The 18,370-nt window shown below is 61.0% G+C and carries 15 protein-coding genes; 5 read left to right on the top strand and 10 right to left on the bottom strand.

The features are described from left to right. Positions 1–126 precede the first annotated feature (126 nt). From LCH65_RS02810 to speB, 7 genes are all read right to left on the bottom strand, one after another. Positions 127–1,728, bottom strand: coding sequence for a 5-guanidino-2-oxopentanoate decarboxylase (locus tag LCH65_RS02810; RefSeq protein WP_226439119.1), 1,602 nt, complete (start codon positions 1,726–1,728; stop codon positions 127–129). Next, complete coding sequence (locus tag LCH65_RS02805; RefSeq protein WP_226439118.1) at positions 1,725–3,242, bottom strand: amino acid ABC transporter permease/ATP-binding protein; 1,518 nt, start codon at positions 3,240–3,242, stop codon at positions 1,725–1,727. Before LCH65_RS02805 ends, LCH65_RS02810 begins: the two co-directional genes overlap by 4 nt. Before the next feature lie 176 nt (positions 3,243–3,418). Further along, positions 3,419–4,213 carry a transporter substrate-binding domain-containing protein gene (locus tag LCH65_RS02800; RefSeq protein ID WP_003363874.1) on the bottom strand — a complete coding sequence of 265 codons (795 nt, stop codon included), beginning with the start codon at positions 4,211–4,213 and terminating at the stop codon, positions 3,419–3,421. 35 nt (positions 4,214–4,248) lie between these two features. Then, complete coding sequence (locus LCH65_RS02795; protein WP_226439117.1) at positions 4,249–5,283, bottom strand: 2-oxoglutarate and iron-dependent oxygenase domain-containing protein; 1,035 nt, start codon at positions 5,281–5,283, stop codon at positions 4,249–4,251. Then, complete coding sequence (locus LCH65_RS02790; protein ID WP_226439116.1) at positions 5,280–6,140, bottom strand: TIM barrel protein; 861 nt, start codon at positions 6,138–6,140, stop codon at positions 5,280–5,282. The genes LCH65_RS02795 and LCH65_RS02790 overlap by 4 nt, the downstream gene beginning before the upstream one ends. Before the next feature lie 42 nt (positions 6,141–6,182). After that, positions 6,183–7,685 (bottom strand): cytosine permease, encoded by a 1,503-nt coding sequence (locus LCH65_RS02785; RefSeq protein ID WP_003431399.1) that lies wholly within the window; start codon positions 7,683–7,685, stop codon positions 6,183–6,185. Positions 7,686–8,051: 366 nt separating this feature from the next. Further along, positions 8,052–9,011 (bottom strand): agmatinase, encoded by a 960-nt coding sequence (gene speB, locus LCH65_RS02780; protein WP_044308907.1) that lies wholly within the window; start codon positions 9,009–9,011, stop codon positions 8,052–8,054. A 281-nt stretch (positions 9,012–9,292) separates the two neighbouring features. Between speB and LCH65_RS02775 the strand changes: the two genes are divergently transcribed. The 3 genes from LCH65_RS02775 (at position 9,293) to LCH65_RS02765 (ending at position 12,764) form a co-directional block, all read left to right on the top strand. Further along, positions 9,293–10,180, top strand: a complete 888-nt coding sequence (locus tag LCH65_RS02775; protein WP_226439115.1) for a LysR family transcriptional regulator — start codon at positions 9,293–9,295, stop codon at positions 10,178–10,180. Between the two features lie 185 nt (positions 10,181–10,365). Then, positions 10,366–11,424: a MoxR family ATPase gene (locus tag LCH65_RS02770; RefSeq protein ID WP_003363887.1), complete on the top strand. Its 1,059-nt coding sequence runs from the start codon at positions 10,366–10,368 to the stop codon at positions 11,422–11,424. Continuing rightward, a complete protein-coding gene (locus LCH65_RS02765; RefSeq protein WP_003363888.1) occupies positions 11,421–12,764 on the top strand; it encodes a DUF58 domain-containing protein in 1,344 nt (447 codons plus the stop codon). The genes LCH65_RS02770 and LCH65_RS02765 overlap by 4 nt, the downstream gene beginning before the upstream one ends. Positions 12,765–12,792: 28 nt before the next feature. On the opposite strand, the gene LCH65_RS02760 is transcribed toward LCH65_RS02765, so the two are convergent. Both LCH65_RS02760 and LCH65_RS02755 read right to left on the bottom strand, forming a co-directional pair. Beyond that, a complete protein-coding gene (locus LCH65_RS02760; protein ID WP_058416565.1) occupies positions 12,793–13,152 on the bottom strand; it encodes a PilZ domain-containing protein in 360 nt (119 codons plus the stop codon). 203 nt (positions 13,153–13,355) lie between these two features. Beyond that, the gene (locus tag LCH65_RS02755; RefSeq protein ID WP_003363891.1) at positions 13,356–13,751 is read right to left on the bottom strand and encodes a hypothetical protein; all 396 of its coding nucleotides are present in this window, start codon (positions 13,749–13,751) and stop codon (positions 13,356–13,358) included. Positions 13,752–13,927: 176 nt separating this feature from the next. On the opposite strand from LCH65_RS02755, the gene pyk reads away from it, so the two are divergent. Continuing rightward, on the top strand, positions 13,928–15,379 hold the full coding sequence (gene pyk / locus LCH65_RS02750) for a pyruvate kinase (protein WP_003363893.1): 1,452 nt from the start codon (positions 13,928–13,930) through the stop codon (positions 15,377–15,379). A gap of 145 nt (positions 15,380–15,524) precedes the next feature. On the opposite strand, the gene LCH65_RS02745 is transcribed toward pyk, so the two are convergent. Further along, positions 15,525–16,463, bottom strand: a complete 939-nt coding sequence (locus LCH65_RS02745) for an iron-sulfur-binding ferredoxin reductase (RefSeq protein WP_003431401.1) — start codon at positions 16,461–16,463, stop codon at positions 15,525–15,527. Between the two features lie 179 nt (positions 16,464–16,642). Between LCH65_RS02745 and LCH65_RS02740 the strand changes: the two genes are divergently transcribed. Then, positions 16,643–18,166: a fumarate hydratase gene (locus LCH65_RS02740; protein ID WP_003363897.1), complete on the top strand. Its 1,524-nt coding sequence runs from the start codon at positions 16,643–16,645 to the stop codon at positions 18,164–18,166. Positions 18,167–18,370 lie beyond the last annotated feature (204 nt).

Below are 18,370 nucleotides of genomic sequence, written 5' to 3'. Positions count from 1 at the left end.
AGCTCCATCAAGAATTCCATGCAGGACGCAATTGCACCGGGCAGGCTTTATCCGCCAGGCAGACGCCACCGATTTGCGGCTGAAGCGGATTGGCTCGCAGCGGCGGCGGTGACGACGCGCGGCGGCTCAAGGCGCAAACGGCGGCGCCTCTTCGATTTCGATAATCAGCGGCCGGTCATCCGGCGCTTCACGCAGCAGCGCCTGCAGGTGCTGGTAATCGCGAGCACGTTCAGCCACACAGCCGAACCCTCGGGCGATGGTCAGAAAGTCCGGCGTATGGATGTCCACGCCCAGCGGCGTGATGTCGCGGCGCTCCATGTAGCGCTTGATCTCGCCGTAGCCCTGGTTATTCCACAACAACACAATAATGCCGACCCGCGCCTCCACGGCGCTGGCAAGTTCCGGCAGGGTGAACTGAATGCCGCCGTCGCCCATCAGGCTGATCACCGCGCGCGAGGGCTCGGCCAGTCTGGCCCCGATGGCCGCAGGCAAGCCGTAGCCCAGGGTGCCGTAACCGGTGGAGGCATTGAACCAGCGACGTGGACTGTCCAGCTCCACCAGATGATTGCCGCTGTACACCGTCTGCGTCGAATCACCGACAAAACGCGCCTCGGGCAGCACTTCAAGCACGCACTCGAACAGTTTTCGGTAATGCGCCCAGGCACTGAAGCCTTCGGCCAGTTGCTCCTGCGCCGCCGCGGTTCGTTGAGCACCCGGGCTGGCTTTATTGGCCGCACGCACTGGCAACTCGGCAAGCAAGGCACTTATTGCCGCAGTGGCATCGCTGAGGATCGCCAGACTCGGAGGATGGTTGCGGGTCAACTGCCCGGCATCGATATCGATGCGAATCAACTCGCCGCCAATCCTGAAATTGCCGTCGAACACCACATCGTAATCGGTCTCGCCCAGCTCGGTGCCAATCGCCAGCACCACATCGGCGTCCAGCGCCAATTGCCGAACCGGCATCAGCGACTGGTTGCTGCCCAGCAGCAACGGGTGCCCGGCCGGCAGCAGGCCTTTGGCGTTGATGGTCAGGGCCGTCGGTGCATCCAGCCGGGCCGCCAGCTCGTGCACTTGCTCCATCGCTGCGACACAGCCACCGCCGAGCAGCAACAGCGGACGCCGGGCCGAGCGCAACCGTGTAGCGGCCCGGGCAATGGCTGTAGGGTCCGGCGCGGGTCGATCGATGATCTGGCGCGGCTGCAGTGTCATGTGCGCGGCGCTGGCGACGATAATGTCCAGCGGCAGCTCGATGTGTACAGGCCGTGGACGCTGGCTGTCGAAGACGGCAAAGGCCCGTGCCAGAACCGCAGGCAGTTCCTCGACGCTCATCAGCGTGTGGCTGAAGGCACTGACCCCGGCGACCATCGCGCGCTGGTTCGGCAACTCGTGCAGATAGCCATTGCCCAGACCCAGCCGATGACGTTCGTTGACGCTGGAAATCACCAGCATCGGGATCGAGTCCGCATACGCCTGGCCCATTGCCGTGAGGATATTGGTCATGCCTGGGCCAGTAATGATAAAGCACACCCCGGGCTTGCCGCTGACCCGTGCATAACCGTCGGCCATGAAGCCCGCGCCTTGTTCGTGGCGCGGCGTGATATGTCGAATGCCACTGCCCGGCAGGCCGCGATACAGCTCAACCGTATGCACGCCGGGGATGCCGAATACCGTGTCGACGCCCCAGGCGCTCAGTTGTCTGACCAGAAACTCTCCACAGGTGGTCATGCTGCGCGCTCCTGTTCCAGGCCGATAAAGCGTCGCACGCGCGGATCGCCGTCCTGGCGGATGGTCGCGGGCGAGGCATCAGTGACCACATGGCCGTTCTCCATGAACACGATGCGATCGGAAATCGACAGCGCGAAATCCATCTCATGAGTGACGATCAGCATGGTCATGCCCTCGGCAGCCAGATCCTGAATGACGTTGAGCACGTCGCCGACCAACTCCGGGTCCAGCGCCGAAGTCGGTTCGTCGAAGAGCATGATGTCCGGCTCCATCGCCAGCGCACGGGCAATCGCCACACGCTGCTGCTGGCCGCCCGACAATTGATGCGGGTATTTGTCGGCATGCGCCAGCAACCCGACACGATCCAGCAGCGCATGGCCCTTGCGACGCAATTGAGCGGTGCTGGCCAGGCCGTGATAACGCGGCGCGAGAATGACGTTGTCGAGAATGGTACGGTGCGGGAACAGGTTGAAGTTCTGGAACACCATACCGATGCGCCGGATGCCCTGCCGGATCACCGGAGAGTCGGCGCGTTCTCCTGCGCGAATGAAGTCATTGCCGAACAGGACAATCTCGCCCTGATCGATGCTTTCCAGATTGTTGATCGTGCGGATCAACGAAGTCTTGCCGGAGCCGGACGGACCAATGATCGAAATGACTTCACCGGGCCTGACCAGCAGGTCGATGCCCTTGAGTACTTCGTGGTTGCCATAGCGCTTGTGGATACCGCGCAGCAGCAGGGCATCGGGTTGTCCCGGAACCGGCACGCAACGTGGCTTGCCAGACCCTGCGGGTTGGCGCAGGGCATCGGTCTGCGCATCCTCCAGGGTCCGTGCGTTTTTGCGCGACAAGTCCAGATGACGCTCGGCCCATTGCAACAGCCAGCCAAACAGCGTGACGATCAGCACGTAGTACATCGCTACTGCCGCCAGGGTTTCCAGCACCAGAAAGTTTTGTGCGTAAAGGCGCTGGCCAACCAGCAGCAACTCGTTGAGCGAGATCACCGACACCAGCGACGTCAGTTTGACGATGGTCACGTATTCGTTGGTCAGCGTTGGCAGCGATATACGAATCGCCTGCGGAATGACCACCAGACGCTGCGCGCCCAGACCGCGAATGCCCAGCGCTCTGGCGGCTTCACGCTGGCCCTTGAGCACTGACAGCAACCCGCCTCTGTGAATCTCGGCCATGTACGCCGTTTCGGTCAGTACCAGGGCGATCAGCCCGGAATAAAACGGCTGCGACAAGACACTGCTTGAGGCCGGAAACAGTTGCGGCAGGTTGTAAACGAACACCAGCAGCACCAGCAACGGGATGCTACGAAACAGCCAGATGTACAGGCTGGCCGGCACGCGCAACCACGCATGCGTCGACAGCCTGGCGCTGGCCAGCAGGAAACCCAGTGCCAGACCTGCCGACCAGGACAGGACGCTGAGCTGAACCACCGTCAGGCAGGCTTTCCAGAAAGCCTGTACGGAGAACAGCGAGAAAAAATAGGCCCATTCGAATGCCATGATGACCTCGGTGCAGCAGATGGATGGCGAAGGCCGAACGGCGAACCGCTGTCGCCGCAGGACCGTCTCTGGCCGTTAAGCAGGCACCGCATTCGCGCAAGCAGCTCTTTGCCGGCTGCGCGATGCGCGCGCGTGACAAAAAGCCGCTTGCTGTGAAGTGTGCGGGCAGCCGTGACTTACGCCGGTTCCAGGTTGTACTTGCTCAGCAGCTCACGGTACGCATCGCTCTGCTTGTAGCGCTCGACCACATCGCGCAGTTTTTCAATCAGTTCGCCGTTGCCCTTCTTCACATAGATGCCCAGCGTCTGCGGGTAGAGGGACTTTTCAGAACTGATCACGATGCGGCCACGGGCCTTGTCGACGATCATTTTCGCCGCCGCCGAGATCTCCAGATGTGCCTGAATATTGCCGGAGATCAGTGCCTGCGACGCCTCTGCCGTGGTCGGAAACTCACTGATCGCGATTTCGCCCTTGTTCTGCCGGACGCAGTAATCGGCTGACACGGCCTTGAGCTGATTGATCCAGTTGGTGCCTTGCTGCAAACCGACCTTCAGGCCGCACAAGTCTTCAGGCTGCTGGGGTTTCGCGGTGCTGTCGCTGCGTACCATGATGGCTGCGCCCACCTGCGCATATGGAATCGCCTCGGCCTGCCGGGTCCGCTCATCAGTGATGTACATGCCGGAAATGATGGTGTCGAAGCGGTTGGCGTTAAGGCCCAGGATCAGATTCGGAAAGCGTGTGTCGACGAACTCGACCTTCATACCGCCCAGTTGCCTGGCCAGCTCGTTCGCCACCTCGGGGTCAAAACCCACCACCTTGTCACCCTCGTAGGACTCAAACGGTGGATAGGAAATCTCCATGCCGACTTTCAGCGTACCGGGTGTGGCGGTGGGCGCAGCCTGAACGCTGCCGGCAAACAGGGCCAGGCCCAACAGACATGTGGCGAAGCGCGAAAACGTGGTGTTTGGCATAGTCGTCATTCCAGATTGAGGGAAAAGGCAGATCACTAAGTCACGCTCTGGTTTTTCAGGTGCCCGAAGCTTGAAGGCTTTCTGGCGTGCTGAGGCAGGGCAAGCTGCCCATCGGCAACACGCTGGCGAAGGTATTGGTAGGTCTGCAAAGCCTGAGCCCACATGTGCTCGCCAATGGCGACAGGCGCGTAGTTCTGCTCGCCGTCCGCGAACTGCGGCAGGGGTTTGATCAGGGTGTGGTAGTCGCAGGCATAGAAAAGCGGGAACGAATAACGCTCTCGCTGGATCTTGCGCACTCGGTGCGCGGTGGCGACAAATGCACCCGCGGTCATTACCTCCAGCATGTCGCCGATATTGACCACAAAGGCCCCTTCCACCGGCGGCGCATCGATCCACTCACCCCCCTCGTTCATGACCTCCAGACCCGGCTGATCGGCCTGAAGAATGGTGAAACACTCATAGTCGGTGTGCGCGCCAATGCCTGGCGCGTCCTGGGCATCGCCATCGAACGGGTAGTGGATCAGGCGCAGCTTGGAAGGTGGAAAGCGGGCCATGTCATCGAAGGCATGCTCGTCCAGGTCAAGCGCCAGAGCAAAACCGCGGAACAACTGATGCCCCAGGGCGAATACCGCCTGATAGTAGGCCTGCACCGCCGCCCGAAAGCCCGGCAAGGCCGGCCAGTCGTTTGGCCCCAGCAGCGGTGTGCCGGCGAGTACCAATGGGTTGTCGGCGGGCACTTCAAAGCCGATGTCGAACGCCTCTTTATGGTCCGGCTTGCCAGTCCCGTACACTTCCTCGCCCTCGGGAACGAAGCCTTTGTGGCTCTGCGAAGCGCCGATGTAATGTCGCATCTTGGCGTCCAGCGGCTGGGCGAAATACTGCTCGGCAGCGCGGTGCAGATTCTCGATCAGTTCAGGCGCGATACCGTGACCGGTGATATACACAAAGCCCACACGCCGGGCCGCTTCGCCGAGAGCCTTGGCCACTGCCTGGCGATCGTCCAGACGTTCGCTGAACAGGCCGTGGATATCGACCAGCGGAACGTGGGTGAAAGCAGAAGATTGACTCATGGCAGCAGGCTCCCCGGACGGTTGAAAAGCGCAGAAAAGTGTTCACGCTCGGTACGGCCCATCCAGGCGTTAAGGCCCCACAGATCGGCTACTGGCACATTGGTGAACGGTAAATGATGCAGGTAGCCATCAGGCCCGAACTCCGGCGTCAGCGTGGTGCCGGCAAAGCCACGGGCGCGCTGCGAGCGCCAGATCGCTTCCCAGTGCTGCTGATGGAATGCCAGCGCGGCGGCGTATTCCGGCGCGCCCGGGTGCGGCACTTGCGGCCCTTGGTCATAACCGACCCGGGCCTGAATGTGGTGCACACGCTCGACGAAAGCGCTGAGATCGTCGGCCGGGTCATCGAGCAAGCGCTCGCAGGTCACCACCCAATGGCTGATATCACTGGTGAAACGCAGATCCGGCACCTGCTCGATCAATTGCAGGGTCAGCCATGGGTTGAACAGTGAGCGCGCGCGGTGCGTCTCGAAGCTGCAGGTCAGGCCGCTGCGCCGGGCGATTTCCAGCGCTTCGCCAAAGAAATCCACTTGCTGAGCCAGCGGCCAGCGGTCGTTGCCGGCCAGCACATTGACAAACCGCGGCGCCAGTTCGGCAGCCTGTTGCAGCTTGCCGGCGAAATCCACCAGATGCTCGGCAGGCGTCGCCGCCTGCACCGGCAGCACTTGGCTGGAGGTGAATAGAGTGGCGATGTACGGCACACAGTTATCCCGCAGGAACGCCGCGAACGCTGCACGCTCGGCTGTCTGCTCGGGGATGCGCGCCTCGAAGCCCTCGAAGCCCGCTTCACGCGCCTCAAGCAGCGCCTGCTGCCAAGTGCCGCGATAGCCCCACAGTGTACGAAAGAGTTCCAGTTTCATGGGCAAACCTCGCCGCCTGTGCCCGCAGTGGCACAGCGCGGATCACGAATGGGCGGTGGCTGACGGGGTGGCGCTGCTGATGGCCTTGCGCCCCAGCATCGGGTGCGCGCCCTTGGGGCCATACACTGACACTGGCTCCGGAAACGAGCGCAGCAAGGTCAGGTACAGCAGCGCCGCCAGGCCCAGAGTGATCGGCAGACTGATGTCGATGCCTGCGGCCAGTTCGCCCAGCGGCCCGACAAACTGGCCAGGCAGATTGACAAAGCACAGGCCCACCGCCGCACTCGGAATCCACGCGCCCAGCCCGCGCCAGTTCCAGCCGTGGTGAAACCAGTAACGCCCGCCACGCTGGCCACGGGTGAACACCTGCAAGTCATCGGCGTGGTAAAAACCGCGACGACTGATCAGGCCGAGGATCATCACCACCATCCATGGGCTGGTGCAGGTAATGATCAGCACTGCGAAGGTCGACACGCTCTGCACCAGATTAAAGGTGAAGCGACCTATGAAAATAAAGGCAATCGCCGCCACACCGATCAACAGCGTGGCTGCGGCTCGGTTGAGTAGACGCGGGAACATGCTCGACATGTCCAGTCCGGTGCCATACAACGCCGTGGTGCCGGTAGACAGCCCTCCGATCACCGCAATCAGGCACACCGGTAAAAAGAACCAGCCGGGTGAAATCGCCAGTAAGCCACCGACATAGTTGTTGGACTCGATGTACTGCGGCGCCTGAGTCGCGACCAGCGTCGCGGTGCACAGGCCAAACAGAAAAGGGATCAGCGTGCAGGCTTGAGCCGCGAGCACTGCCAGCATGATGTGCGATCTGGAGGTGTCGCGCGGGATGTAGCGCGACCAGTCGCCGAGAAAGGCGCCGAACGAAACAGGGTTGCTCATCGCCAGCAAGGCCGACCCGGTGAAGGCCGCCCAGAAGCCCGGTTGCAGCAGATTGACGCTGCCGGCATAGCCCGGATCGAACGGCCCTGCAAAGGCCAGGATTCCCGACAGAAACAGCAGGCTGGATGCCCAGACCGCGACCTTGTTGATCCACAGCATGAAGCGAAAGCCGAAGATGCATACGATCAGCACCAGCACTGCGAACAGCCCGTAGGCCAGCCCCAGGCTGGTATTGTTTTCCGGCAGGCCGACCAGCCGCTGAGCGCCGCCGACCAGCGCATCGCCAGAGCTCCAGACCGAAAGGGAAAAGAAGGCCACTGCGGTCAGCAGTGACAGAAACGAACCGATGATGCGCCCGTGCACACCGAAATGCGCGCCGGAAGATACCGCGTTGTTGGTGCCATTGATCGCACCGAACAGGCCCATCGGCGCGAGGATCAACGCGCCCATTGTCACGCCCAGAACGATCGCCCAGACGCCGGCCTGGAACGACAGCCCGAATAACACCGGAAAACTGCCCAGCACCGCCGTGGCAAAGGTATTGGCACCGCCGAAGATCAGACGAAACAGATCGATAGGGGAAGCATCGCGTTGGGTGTCGGGTATCTGTTCCACACCAAAGGTTTCGATACGCGTCGAATGGCTCATGTGTTGCTCCAGCGCCTGTCACGGTTGTTGTAAGGCCAGCGCAGGCACGCTGACCCTTTATAGCCGCCCGTTAACCACGGACGGGGGGGTTCCATTCAATCGACTTCCGGCACACTTCCAACGTCAGCACGCGACTACACCGGTGCGTGAGTCTTGCCCACCGGTTCGCGAACCACATTCGCTCCCGCGAATGAAACGTGTGTCGTGCTCATTGTTATTGTTGCGAACAAACCGTCCTTAAACCGATGTCACCACCGACAAGTGTGCGTGCCAGGCCAGCCATTGCCCGCTGTCGTAGCCGAACACAATCGTCTCGCACGCCTGCAACGACGTTCCTCAGCCGTACGGATCACCCGGCTTCGCGAATCACCGGCGTATCACACCAGGCAGCACACAGAGCATCTCGTAGAGCAGATTGGCACCCAGCAGCGAGGTGTTGCCGGTGGTGTCGTACGGCGGCGACACCTCGACCAGATCGCAACCAATCAAGTCCAGCCCGTGACAACCGCGAATGATTTCCAGCGCCTGAATCGTGGTCAGCCCGCCGACCTCCGGTGTCCCGGTGCCTGGCGCCCAGGCCGGGTCGATACCGTCAATGTCGAACGACAGATACACAGGACCGCCGCCGACCTTCTCGCGCACTTCTGCCATCAGCGGGGTCAATGACTTGTGCCAGCACTCTTCGGCCTGCACGACGCGGAAGCCCTGTTTACGGCTCCAGTTGAAATCCTCAGCGGTATAACCCTGCGCACGCAGACCGATCTGCACAACACGGTTGCTGTCCAGCAGGCCCTCTTCCTGCGCACGGCGGAATGTGGTGCCGTGGGCGATCTTTTCGCCGAACATGTGATCGTTGACGTCGGCATGCGCATCGATATGCACCAGCCCGACCTTGCCATGCTTCTTGTGGATGGCGCGCAGGATCGGCAGCGTCAGCGTGTGATCGCCGCCCAGCGTCAGCGGCACGATGTCGTGGCCCAGAATCCGGTCGTACTCCTGCTCGATAATGCGTACTGCGTCCAGCAGGTTGAAGGTATTGATCGGCACGTCACCGATGTCTGCCACGTTCAGCGAATCGAACGGCGCGGCCCCCGTGGCCATGTTGTAAGGACGAATCATCACCGACTCGGCGCGGATCTGCCGTGGCCCGAAACGAGTGCCGGAACGCAGCGAGGTGCCGATGTCCAGCGGAATGCCGACAAACGCGGCGTTCAGCCGGTCGAGCTCTTCAGCGCTCTGCACATGCGGCAAACGCAGCATGGTGGCGATACCGCCAAAACGAGGCATCTCGTTGCCGCTCAGGGGCTGGTGGAAAGTCGTGTCCACAGGAGTGCCTCACCGTGTTGTCATTAATGTGAGGCCATTCTGGTGACGCCTGGCAGCCGGAAGAATCGCTGCAGACAAAAAATCAGTTCAGAGATTTCTAAACTATCCATGGATACACTCTGCCCCTGATCCTCTCCACACTCCCGCCGGCTTTGCACCTGCGTGAAGGGGCTCAGCCCACGGCAAGAACGTTACATACCCACTCCCTGAACATAGATACACGCCAGCCGGCCTGAACCGGAAATACCCGAGCCACGCTGCGCCTGCCATCGGAGACGCCAATGTCCTCTGTCCTGCCTGACATCAAATTGCTGCGCATCTTCGCCAGCGTTGTGCGCCATCAGGGCTTCGCCGCCGCGCAGCAGGAGCTCAACCTCTCCACGTCTGCAATCAGCACCTACATGAGCCAACTCGAAAGCCAGCTTGGTCTGGTTCTCTGCCATCGGGGCCGCGGTGGATTCAGTCTGACCAGCAAAGGCGAATTGTTCCACCAGGAAACCCTGCGGCTGCTCGCTGAACTGGAGGGCTTCGAACGCTACAGCGCTGCCCTCAAGGGTGAACTGCGCGGCACCCTCAACCTCGGCGTTCTCGACTCCACTGTCAGCGACCCGGCCCTGCCGCTCGCGGACGTTATCGGCGCCTACAGCAAGGAGCACCCTGCCGTGCACTTGAGTGTTCTCAGCCCGGCGCAGTTGCAACTGGGCGTACAGGAAAATCGCCTGGACCTGGCCATCGGTGCCTTCTCGGTTCGTATGAGCGGCCTGATGTATCAGGCTCTCTATCGCGAACAACACTGGCTGTATTGCAGCGATCGCCATGAACTGTTCGACCAGCGCCGCATTCCGGCAGAAGTGATCACCCGGCAGCGTATGGTCGGACGCGGCTACTGGAGCCAGGCAGAACTGGCGCGGCATGGGTTCAAACATAGCGCCGCTACGGTGGAGTCGATGGAGGCCCAGCTGATTCTGGTGCTGTCGGGGGCGTATATCGGCTACCTGCCCGAGCATTACGCGCAATTCTGGGCGGATCAGAAACGCTTGAAGGTGTTGCTACCGACCACGTTCGGCTATCAGGCACCGTTTTCTCTGGCGTTGCGCAGGGGCAGATCGAGGGAACCGTTGATACAGAGCTTTCGTGATCGGCTCAAAGGCTGGTTTGAGGCGGGGTGACGATGCGCAGCGGAGGCAATCGTCGCGCTCGGAGATAATCCGGGTACAAGCGCGATTTCACACGGAGTGGTAGACCGCTCCCCCCTCTTTTCAGCACACTGAGAAACTTGAAAAAAGCCAAATCAGCTTAGCGCCTGATTTACCGACGATAAACACAGGCAACCGTCAACAGGACGCCGGAACGCATGAGCGAGCAAACGCCCGACCCATCGGTAAGCACCGAGCCATTTATCGAGCCCTCCATCGAGCCTGTCAGCCCGACCGTTGCGGCAAGCACCCAGTTGCAGCAGCGTCAACGCGCCAGCCAGCTGGCCCAGGCGTTGCGCAACGAGCTGCAAAAGGCCGTGATCGGACAAAATGCGGTTATCGACGACGTGTTGACCGCGCTGATCGGCGGCGGACATGTACTGCTGGAAGGTGTTCCGGGGCTTGGCAAGACGCTGCTGGTTCGGGCGCTGGCCAGTTGTATCGGCTGCGAATTCGCCCGCATCCAGTTTACGCCGGACCTGATGCCCAGCGATGTCACCGGCCATGCGGTGTACGACATGCAGACCGAGCAGTTCAAGCTGCGCAAGGGGCCGCTGTTCACCAACCTGCTGCTGGCCGACGAAATCAACAGGGCACCGGCCAAGACCCAGGCCGCATTGCTCGAAGCGATGCAGGAGCGGCAAGTCACCCTTGAAGGGCGCGCCTTGCCGATCCCGCAGCCGTTCATGGTGCTGGCGACCCAGAACCCCATCGAACAGGAAGGCACGTATCCACTGCCTGAAGCTGAACTGGATCGTTTCATGCTCAAACTGCGCATGGATTATCCCGAAGCGCAGGAAGAGCTGAACATGGTGCGTCAGGTCACCCGCTCGTCCCGGGCTGACATGCTGGACGTGCGACCGCTCAGGGTCATCATGCAGGCCCGCGAGGTTCAGGCGTTGCAACGCATTGCCAGCGAGCTGCCGATTGATGAGCAGGTGCTGGACTACGCCGTGCGGCTGGCACGCAGCACGCGCACCTGGCTGGGTCTGAGTCAGGGCGCTGGCCCCCGCGCTTCGATTGCGCTGGTGCGTGGCGGGCGGGCCCGAGCCGTATTGCGTGGCGGCGAGTTCGTGACCCCGGACGATATCAAGGGCTGTGCACTGGCGGTGCTGCGACACCGGGTCAGGCTGTCGCCGGAGCTGGACATCGAAGGGCTGTCGGTGGATCAGGTGCTCAGGCAGATCCTCGATCAGGTCTCGGCCCCGCGCCTGTGACACAGGTCCTCAAGCCGTCGATAACGCTGCTGCGCTGGCTCGGCGGACTGATGGGCGTGGCCTTGCTGCTCGGCACGCTTCGTGCGCTGAGCATCGAGTATCCGGCAAAAATCGATGACCTTTACTGGGGAGCATTGCTGGCCCTCGTTGCCGTGAGCCTGCTGGATGCAATCTGGCTGCTCAGAAGCCCCTCGCCACGCGTGCAGCGCGAGCTGGCGGGCAGTCTGGCGCTGGACCGCTGGAACGAAGCCCGACTCGACGTGCAACACGACGGTGGCCGACCCGTTACCGTGCGGCTATTCGATCATATGCCGCACGGGCTGGAACACGAAAACCTGCCTCAGTCCCTCACCCTGGGCGCACGCGGAAAAGGCAGCATCGGCTATCGCCTGCGCCCCTCAAGCCGGGGTCATTTCACGTTTGAACGGTGCGAAATCAGCCTGCCGGGGCCTTTGCGCCTGTGGACAGTACGACGCTACCTGGCAGTGCCCGGCACCACGCGGGTCTATCCGGATTTCGCCCGCTTCTGCGGCGGGCAATTGGTGGCGGTGGATAACTGGCTGAGCCAACTGGGTGTGCGCCAGCTGCAACGTCGCGGGCTGGGCATGGAGTTCAACCAGTTGCGTGAGTTTCGCGAGGGCGACAGCCTGCGCCAGATCGACTGGAAAGCTACCGCCCGCCAGCGAGCGCCCATTGCACGGGAGTATCAGGACGAGCGGGATCAGCAGATCGTTTTCATGCTGGATTGCGGACGCCGAATGCGCAGTCAGGACGGCGAACTGTCTCACTTCGATCATGCGCTCAACGCCTGCCTGCTATTGAGTTATGTCGCGCTGCGTCAGGGTGATTCTGTCGGCATTGCGACCTTTGCCGGCGAGCAGGATCGTTATCTAGCTCCGGTGAAGGGGCCCGGGCAGTTGAATCGCGTGCTCAACTCGGTCTATGACCTGCAGACCACCCGGCGCCCCGCTGACTACAGCGCCGCTGTGCGCCAGCTGATGGTTCGTCATAAGAGACGCTCACTGGTGGTGTTGATGACCAACTTGCGCGATGAAGACGATGAGGAGCTGCTGGCCGCCGCAAGACAGCTTGGCAAACAGCATCGGGTACTGATCGCCAGTCTGCGCGAAGAAGTGCTCGACGGCCTGCGTCAGTCACCGGTACACACGTACGATGAAGCGCTGAGTTATTGCGGGACAATCGACTTTCTCAACGCCCGTACTTCGCTGCACGACCGTTTGAGTGCGCAAGGCATCGTGATCATGGATGCGCGACCAGGAGAACTGGGGCCACAGCTGGTCAACCGTTACATGAGCTGGAAAAAGGCAGGGGCGTTATGAACGACGTCCTGCCCGTCAGGCAGCAGCCTCAGGCAGAGGCTTCATAGGAAGGGTAAAAACAGAAGTACTGTCGCAACAGCTGCACGAACTCCAGATACTCTGTCGAGACCTGGCACAATTCAAAACCGGAGTCATAACTGCCAGGTGTCTCATCTTCATGACACCAGAGGCACGTGGCGCTCACGTCGATGGGCTGTCCGACATTGCCATTCGGCAATTTCAGACACAGATCGAACCTGACGCCCACCAGGATCGGCAGGCTGCTGATAAGCATCAGCCCCTCACCGGACACATTCCCCAGACAGCCCATCAGCTTGCCAGTATGGCGATTGAAAACCTGCAGATAATCCTGCAGTTGATGGCGTTCGATTTTCCGCTCTTTATACATGGCAGGCTGCCTTCCGAGTCGGGTGTTGCGCCCAGGCAACACCGTGTATTCGTTGCGGACTTCAACTGCGCTGCACTACAGAAGCGATCCAGGAAACAGCCTCGACCCGGTGCCCTGCAGCTCGTCCAATGTGTGACCTCAGCCTAGCTCAGAATTATTCGAAAGCCACCCGAACACAACGCCTTCCATTCAAACGAGGGTAATTATTTCGATACAGGAGCGTTTCGAACAGGTACAGGTATGGTTCTGGCCGGCTGAGCCTTGGGATAAAGACCCGTTTGTGCCAGCGTGTCGAGTCTGGCGCGTGCACGGAAGGCGTATTCGCTCTCTGGATACTGGGCCATCAGAAATTGATAAGTCTGCGCTGCATCGACGTACAATTTCTGCCGTTCCAGGCACTGGCCGCGCAACATCGACACTTCCGGCTGGACATAACGGCGTGAGCGGCTCTGGCGTTCGACCTTGGAGAGATCGAGCATCACCCGATCACAATCACCTTCCTGATAGGCACGGTAGGCGTGATCAAGGTTGGAATTCATCGCCCAGCGGGTGCAACCGCTGAGCGCAGTCAGTAATACAACAATCGTTACAATACGCATGGGACTCTCCTGTTCTCTGCCCTGTATCGGCGTCACGGCCTGTTTCTTCAGGCCAATAGAGCGCCGGTTGTCAGCCGATTGCCCTCCCTGACCCTGACACGGTAGTGCAAAGGAACAATGACTAAAGACCCAGACAGGAGTAGCCTCTCGCTGCGCTTCAATTAAGGAGTTTGTGCATGACCGTTCGCCGCACCAAAATCGTCGCCACACTTGGCCCTGCCAGCAATTCGCCGGAAGTCATCGAACAACTGATCCTTTCGGGTCTCGACGTTGCTCGTCTGAACTTCTCTCACGGTACTCCGGACGAGCACAAGGCTCGCGCCAGGCTGATCCGCGAAATCGCCGCCAGACACGGGCGCTTCGTCGCTCTGCTGGGCGACCTGCAGGGTCCGAAGATCCGTATTGCAAAGTTCACCGACAAGCGAATAGAGCTGAAGGTCGGTGACAAGTTCACCTTCTCTACCGCTCATCCGCTGACCAGTGGCAATCAGCAGATCGTGGGTATCGACTACCCGGATCTGGTCAAGGATTGCGGCGTAGGCGACGAGTTGCTGCTCGACGATGGTCGCGTGGTCATGCGCGTCGACACCCAGACCGCCGACGAACTGCACTGCACCGTGCTGATCGGTGGCCCGCTGTCCGATCACAAGGGCATCAACCGTCGTGGCGGTGGCCTGACGGCGCCGGCACTGACCGAAAAAGACAAGCAGGACATCAAGCTCGCTGCCGAGATGGACCTGGATTACCTGGCCGTTTCCTTCCCGCGCGATGCCGCCGACATGGAATACGCTCGCCAGCTGCGCGACGAATCCGGTGGTACGGCCTGGCTGGTGGCCAAGATCGAACGTGCCGAAGCCGTTGCCAACGACGAAGTGCTCGATGAGCTGATCCGCGCCAGTGATGCGGTCATGGTCGCTCGTGGAGACCTGGGCGTTGAAATCGGTGATGCCGAACTGGTCGGCGTACAGAAACGCATCATCCTGCACGCTCGTCGCCACAACAAGGCGGTGATCGTCGCCACGCAGATGATGGAGTCGATGATCTCAAGCCCGATGCCGACGCGTGCCGAAGTGTCCGACGTGGCCAACGCCGTGCTCGACTACACCGACGCCGTGATGCTGTCGGCCGAAAGTGCTGCAGGCTCCTATCCGATCGAAGCGGTTCAGGCCATGGCCCGTATCTGCATCGGCGCTGAAAAGCACCCGACCGGCAAGACTTCCAGCCACCGTATCGGTCACTCCTTCACCCGTTGTGATGAAAGCATCGCGCTGGCGGCCATGTACACCGCCAACCACTTCCCGGGTGTAAAGGCGATCATCGCACTGACCGAAAGCGGCTATACCCCGCTGATCATGTCGCGCATCCGCTCTTCGGTGCCAATCTACGCGTTCTCCCCGCACCGTGGCACTCAGGCGCGTGCAGCGATGTTCCGTGGTGTCTACACCGTGCCCTTCGACCCGGCAGCCCTGCCGCCAGGTCAGGTCAGCCAGGCCGCAGTCGACGAACTGCTCAAGCGTGGTCTGGTCGAGCAAGGTGACTGGGTCATCCTCACCAAGGGCGACAGCTACCACACCATCGGCGGCACCAACGGCATGAAGATTCTGCACGTCGGCGACCCGTTGGTCTGATCGCAGCACTGCAAGCCAAAGGCCCCGTCTCGCAAGAGCCGGGGCCTTTTTGCATTGTGTCAGCCCGGGAAGTTGGGCTTTCAGGCTTCTGCCCGTAGGGCGTGGGAGCATACGGAACTAGAGCTTTAACTAACGTGCCTTTTATTTATTCGCGCGCCACAAACACATCCGCCAGCAACTGATTACGCGGCAGCCCGGCCAGATACAGCCGTTTGGCAAACATCTCGACGCTGTCAGCACTGCCGCACACCAGCGCCATTGCGTGCCGCGACAACAGGCGCAGTTCAGCCAGGGTTGTTTGTAGCGTCTGCGGAGTAACCAGCTGAACATGCAGCTGGGGATAACGTTCAGCCAGGGCGTGCAGTTCATCGGCCAGATAATGCTCCTGGCTGTCGCGGGCCAGATGAATCACACGTATGGCGCCCTGATGGTCCTGGCGCAGCGCCTCGCGCAACACACCCCATAAAGGGCCAAGCCCGGTGCCGGCGGCCAGCAGCAATAAGGGTTTTTCCTGCCAGTCCGGGTCGTAACGCAGCGCCCCGCCACGCAACTCGCCGAGCCTCAGGGCGTCACCCACCTGCAACTGGCGGGCAACGTCACGGAAGGCCCCGGGCTGCAGGCAGTCGATATGAAACTCCAGAAACGCATCCTCGCCGGGAAGGCTCGCCAGCGAGTATGGTCGCGCAACACCGCTATCAGTCCACAACACCTGATGCTGCCCGGCGCTATAGCGCAGTGGCCGCGCAGGCTCCAGACGCAGGCGCAGCACCGACGCAGAGAGCCAGTCGCAGCCTGCTACTGTGGCAGGAAGGCCATCGCGCTGCGGGTCAAACACCTCGACAGCCAGATCTCCTGCCACTCGGCACTGACAGGCGAGCCGCCAACCCTGCTGGCGCTTTTCAGCAGGCAGCGCGTCGGGCAACGCGTCTTCAGGCTCGCCCTTTACGACGCGCACCAGACACGCGTGGCAACTGCCGGCACGGCAACTATAAGGGACCGGAATACCGGCATGGTTCAGGGCGTCGAGCAGATTGCTGGCCGACGCCACCGACCAGCTAAGCTCACCCACATGCAATTGAGGCATCAAAACGGCCTGTGCAGAAAATAACGGCGATTGTACAGACTGGCCTGTCGGGCGGGTTATACTGCCGCGCCTTTTTGCGCCCGCTACGGCCAACCTGACAGCTCTGGTTCAAGCCGCAGTTCCAGACTGCCGCCGATAGCGTAATTGAATGTTCCCGTCCTTACAGAGGAGCGCGCCGCATGACCGTGATCAAGCAAGACGACCTGATTCAGAGCGTTGCAGACGCACTGCAGTTCATTTCCTATTACCACCCCGTAGACTTCATCCAGGCCATGCACGAGGCGTATCTGCGTGAAGAGTCGCCTGCCGCTCGTGACTCCATCGCCCAGATCCTGATCAACTCGCGCATGTGCGCGACCGGTCACCGCCCGATCTGCCAGGACACCGGCATCGTCACGGTTTTTGTGCGCGTGGGGATGGATGTTCGCTGGGACGGCGCCACCATGGGCCTGGACGACATGATCAACGAAGGCGTGCGTCGCGCTTACAACCTGCCTGAGAACGTGCTGCGTGCCTCGATCCTTGCCGATCCGGCAGGCGCTCGCAAAAACACCAAGGACAACACCCCGGCCGTCATTCATTACTCCATCGTCCCGGGCAACACCGTGGAAGTGGACGTCGCGGCGAAAGGTGGCGGCTCGGAAAACAAATCGAAGATGGCGATGCTCAACCCTTCCGACTCGATCGTCGACTGGGTTCTGAAAACCGTCCCGACCATGGGCGCTGGCTGGTGCCCGCCGGGCATGCTCGGTATCGGTATCGGCGGCACCGCAGAAAAGGCTGCGGTCATGGCCAAGGAAGTGTTGATGGAGTCCATCGACATTCATGAGCTGAAGGCTCGCGGCCCGCAGAATCGTATCGAAGAGATGCGTCTGGAGCTGTTCGAGAAGGTTAACCAACTGGGCATTGGTGCTCAGGGCCTGGGCGGTCTGACCACCGTGCTAGACGTCAAGATCATGGATTACCCGACCCATGCTGCGTCGCTGCCGGTGTGCATGATCCCCAACTGCGCCGCCACCCGCCACGCGCACTTCGTACTCGATGGCAGCGGCCCTGCTTCGCTGGAGGCTCCATCGCTGGACGCCTACCCGGAAATCGTCTGGGAAGCCGGCCCATCGGCCCGCCGCGTCGACCTCGATACCCTGACCCCGGAAGAAGTGCAGAGCTGGAAACCGGGCGAAACCGTATTGCTCAATGGCAAGATGCTCACCGGCCGCGACGCCGCGCACAAGCGCATGGTCGAAATGCTCAACAGGGGCGAAACGCTGCCGGTGGACCTCAAGGGTCGCTTCATCTACTACGTCGGCCCGGTTGATCCGGTACGCGAAGAAGTCGTTGGCCCGGCAGGCCCGACCACGGCCACCCGGATGGACAAGTTCACCCGTCAGATCCTCGACCAGACCGGCCTGCTGGGCATGATCGGCAAATCCGAACGCGGCCCGACCGCCATCGAAGCGATCCGTGACCACAAGGCCGTGTACCTGATGGCCGTTGGTGGTGCTGCATATCTGGTGGCTCAGGCGATCAAGAAATCCCGAGTCGTGGCGTTCGCCGAACTGGGCATGGAGGCGATCTACGAGTTCGAGGTCAAGGACATGCCGGTTACCGTTGCGGTGGACAGCAACGGTGAATCCGTTCACATCACCGGCCCGCAGATCTGGCAGAAGAAGATCAGCGACAGTCTGGCAGTGGAAGTGCAGTAAGCTTTGATCTGCAAGACAATAAAAACCCGGCGCAAGCCGGGTTTTTGCTGAGTAACTGATTGAACCTGAAATTGCGATCGGCTCAAATAGACGCGTCAGTCTGTTGCCAATATAACCCGGTAACTTACTCCCTGAATAATACGGCACAGTGGCTAGAAACATCGTGCCCTTGCGATCAGTCCGTAATACATTTCAGACAACAAA

The sequence above is a fragment of the Pseudomonas sp. MWU16-30316 genome (genome assembly GCF_020515645.1).
In the GTDB taxonomy this organism is placed as follows: domain Bacteria; phylum Pseudomonadota; class Gammaproteobacteria; order Pseudomonadales; family Pseudomonadaceae; genus Aquipseudomonas; species Aquipseudomonas cerasi.
This window is presented reverse-complemented; position numbering and strand designations above follow the sequence as displayed.

Excerpts from the sequence above, each read along its gene's own strand:
- LCH65_RS02810 (WP_226439119.1), bottom strand. The coding sequence starts at position 1,728 with ATGACCACCTGTGGAGAGTTTCTGGTCAGACAACTGAGCGCCTGGGGC.
- LCH65_RS02805 (WP_226439118.1), bottom strand. The coding sequence starts at position 3,242 with ATGGCATTCGAATGGGCCTATTTTTTCTCGCTGTTCTCCGTACAGGCT.
- LCH65_RS02800 (WP_003363874.1), bottom strand. The coding sequence starts at position 4,213 with ATGCCAAACACCACGTTTTCGCGCTTCGCCACATGTCTGTTGGGCCTG.
- LCH65_RS02795 (WP_226439117.1), bottom strand. The coding sequence starts at position 5,283 with ATGAGTCAATCTTCTGCTTTCACCCACGTTCCGCTGGTCGATATCCAC.
- LCH65_RS02790 (WP_226439116.1), bottom strand. The coding sequence starts at position 6,140 with ATGAAACTGGAACTCTTTCGTACACTGTGGGGCTATCGCGGCACTTGG.
- LCH65_RS02785 (WP_003431399.1), bottom strand. The coding sequence starts at position 7,685 with ATGAGCCATTCGACGCGTATCGAAACCTTTGGTGTGGAACAGATACCC.
- LCH65_RS02775 (WP_226439115.1), top strand. The coding sequence starts at position 9,293 with ATGTCCTCTGTCCTGCCTGACATCAAATTGCTGCGCATCTTCGCCAGC.
- LCH65_RS02770 (WP_003363887.1), top strand. The coding sequence starts at position 10,366 with ATGAGCGAGCAAACGCCCGACCCATCGGTAAGCACCGAGCCATTTATC.
- LCH65_RS02760 (WP_058416565.1), bottom strand. The coding sequence starts at position 13,152 with ATGTATAAAGAGCGGAAAATCGAACGCCATCAACTGCAGGATTATCTG.
- LCH65_RS02755 (WP_003363891.1), bottom strand. The coding sequence starts at position 13,751 with ATGCGTATTGTAACGATTGTTGTATTACTGACTGCGCTCAGCGGTTGC.
- pyk (WP_003363893.1), top strand. The coding sequence starts at position 13,928 with ATGACCGTTCGCCGCACCAAAATCGTCGCCACACTTGGCCCTGCCAGC.
- LCH65_RS02745 (WP_003431401.1), bottom strand. The coding sequence starts at position 16,463 with ATGCCTCAATTGCATGTGGGTGAGCTTAGCTGGTCGGTGGCGTCGGCC.
- LCH65_RS02740 (WP_003363897.1), top strand. The coding sequence starts at position 16,643 with ATGACCGTGATCAAGCAAGACGACCTGATTCAGAGCGTTGCAGACGCA.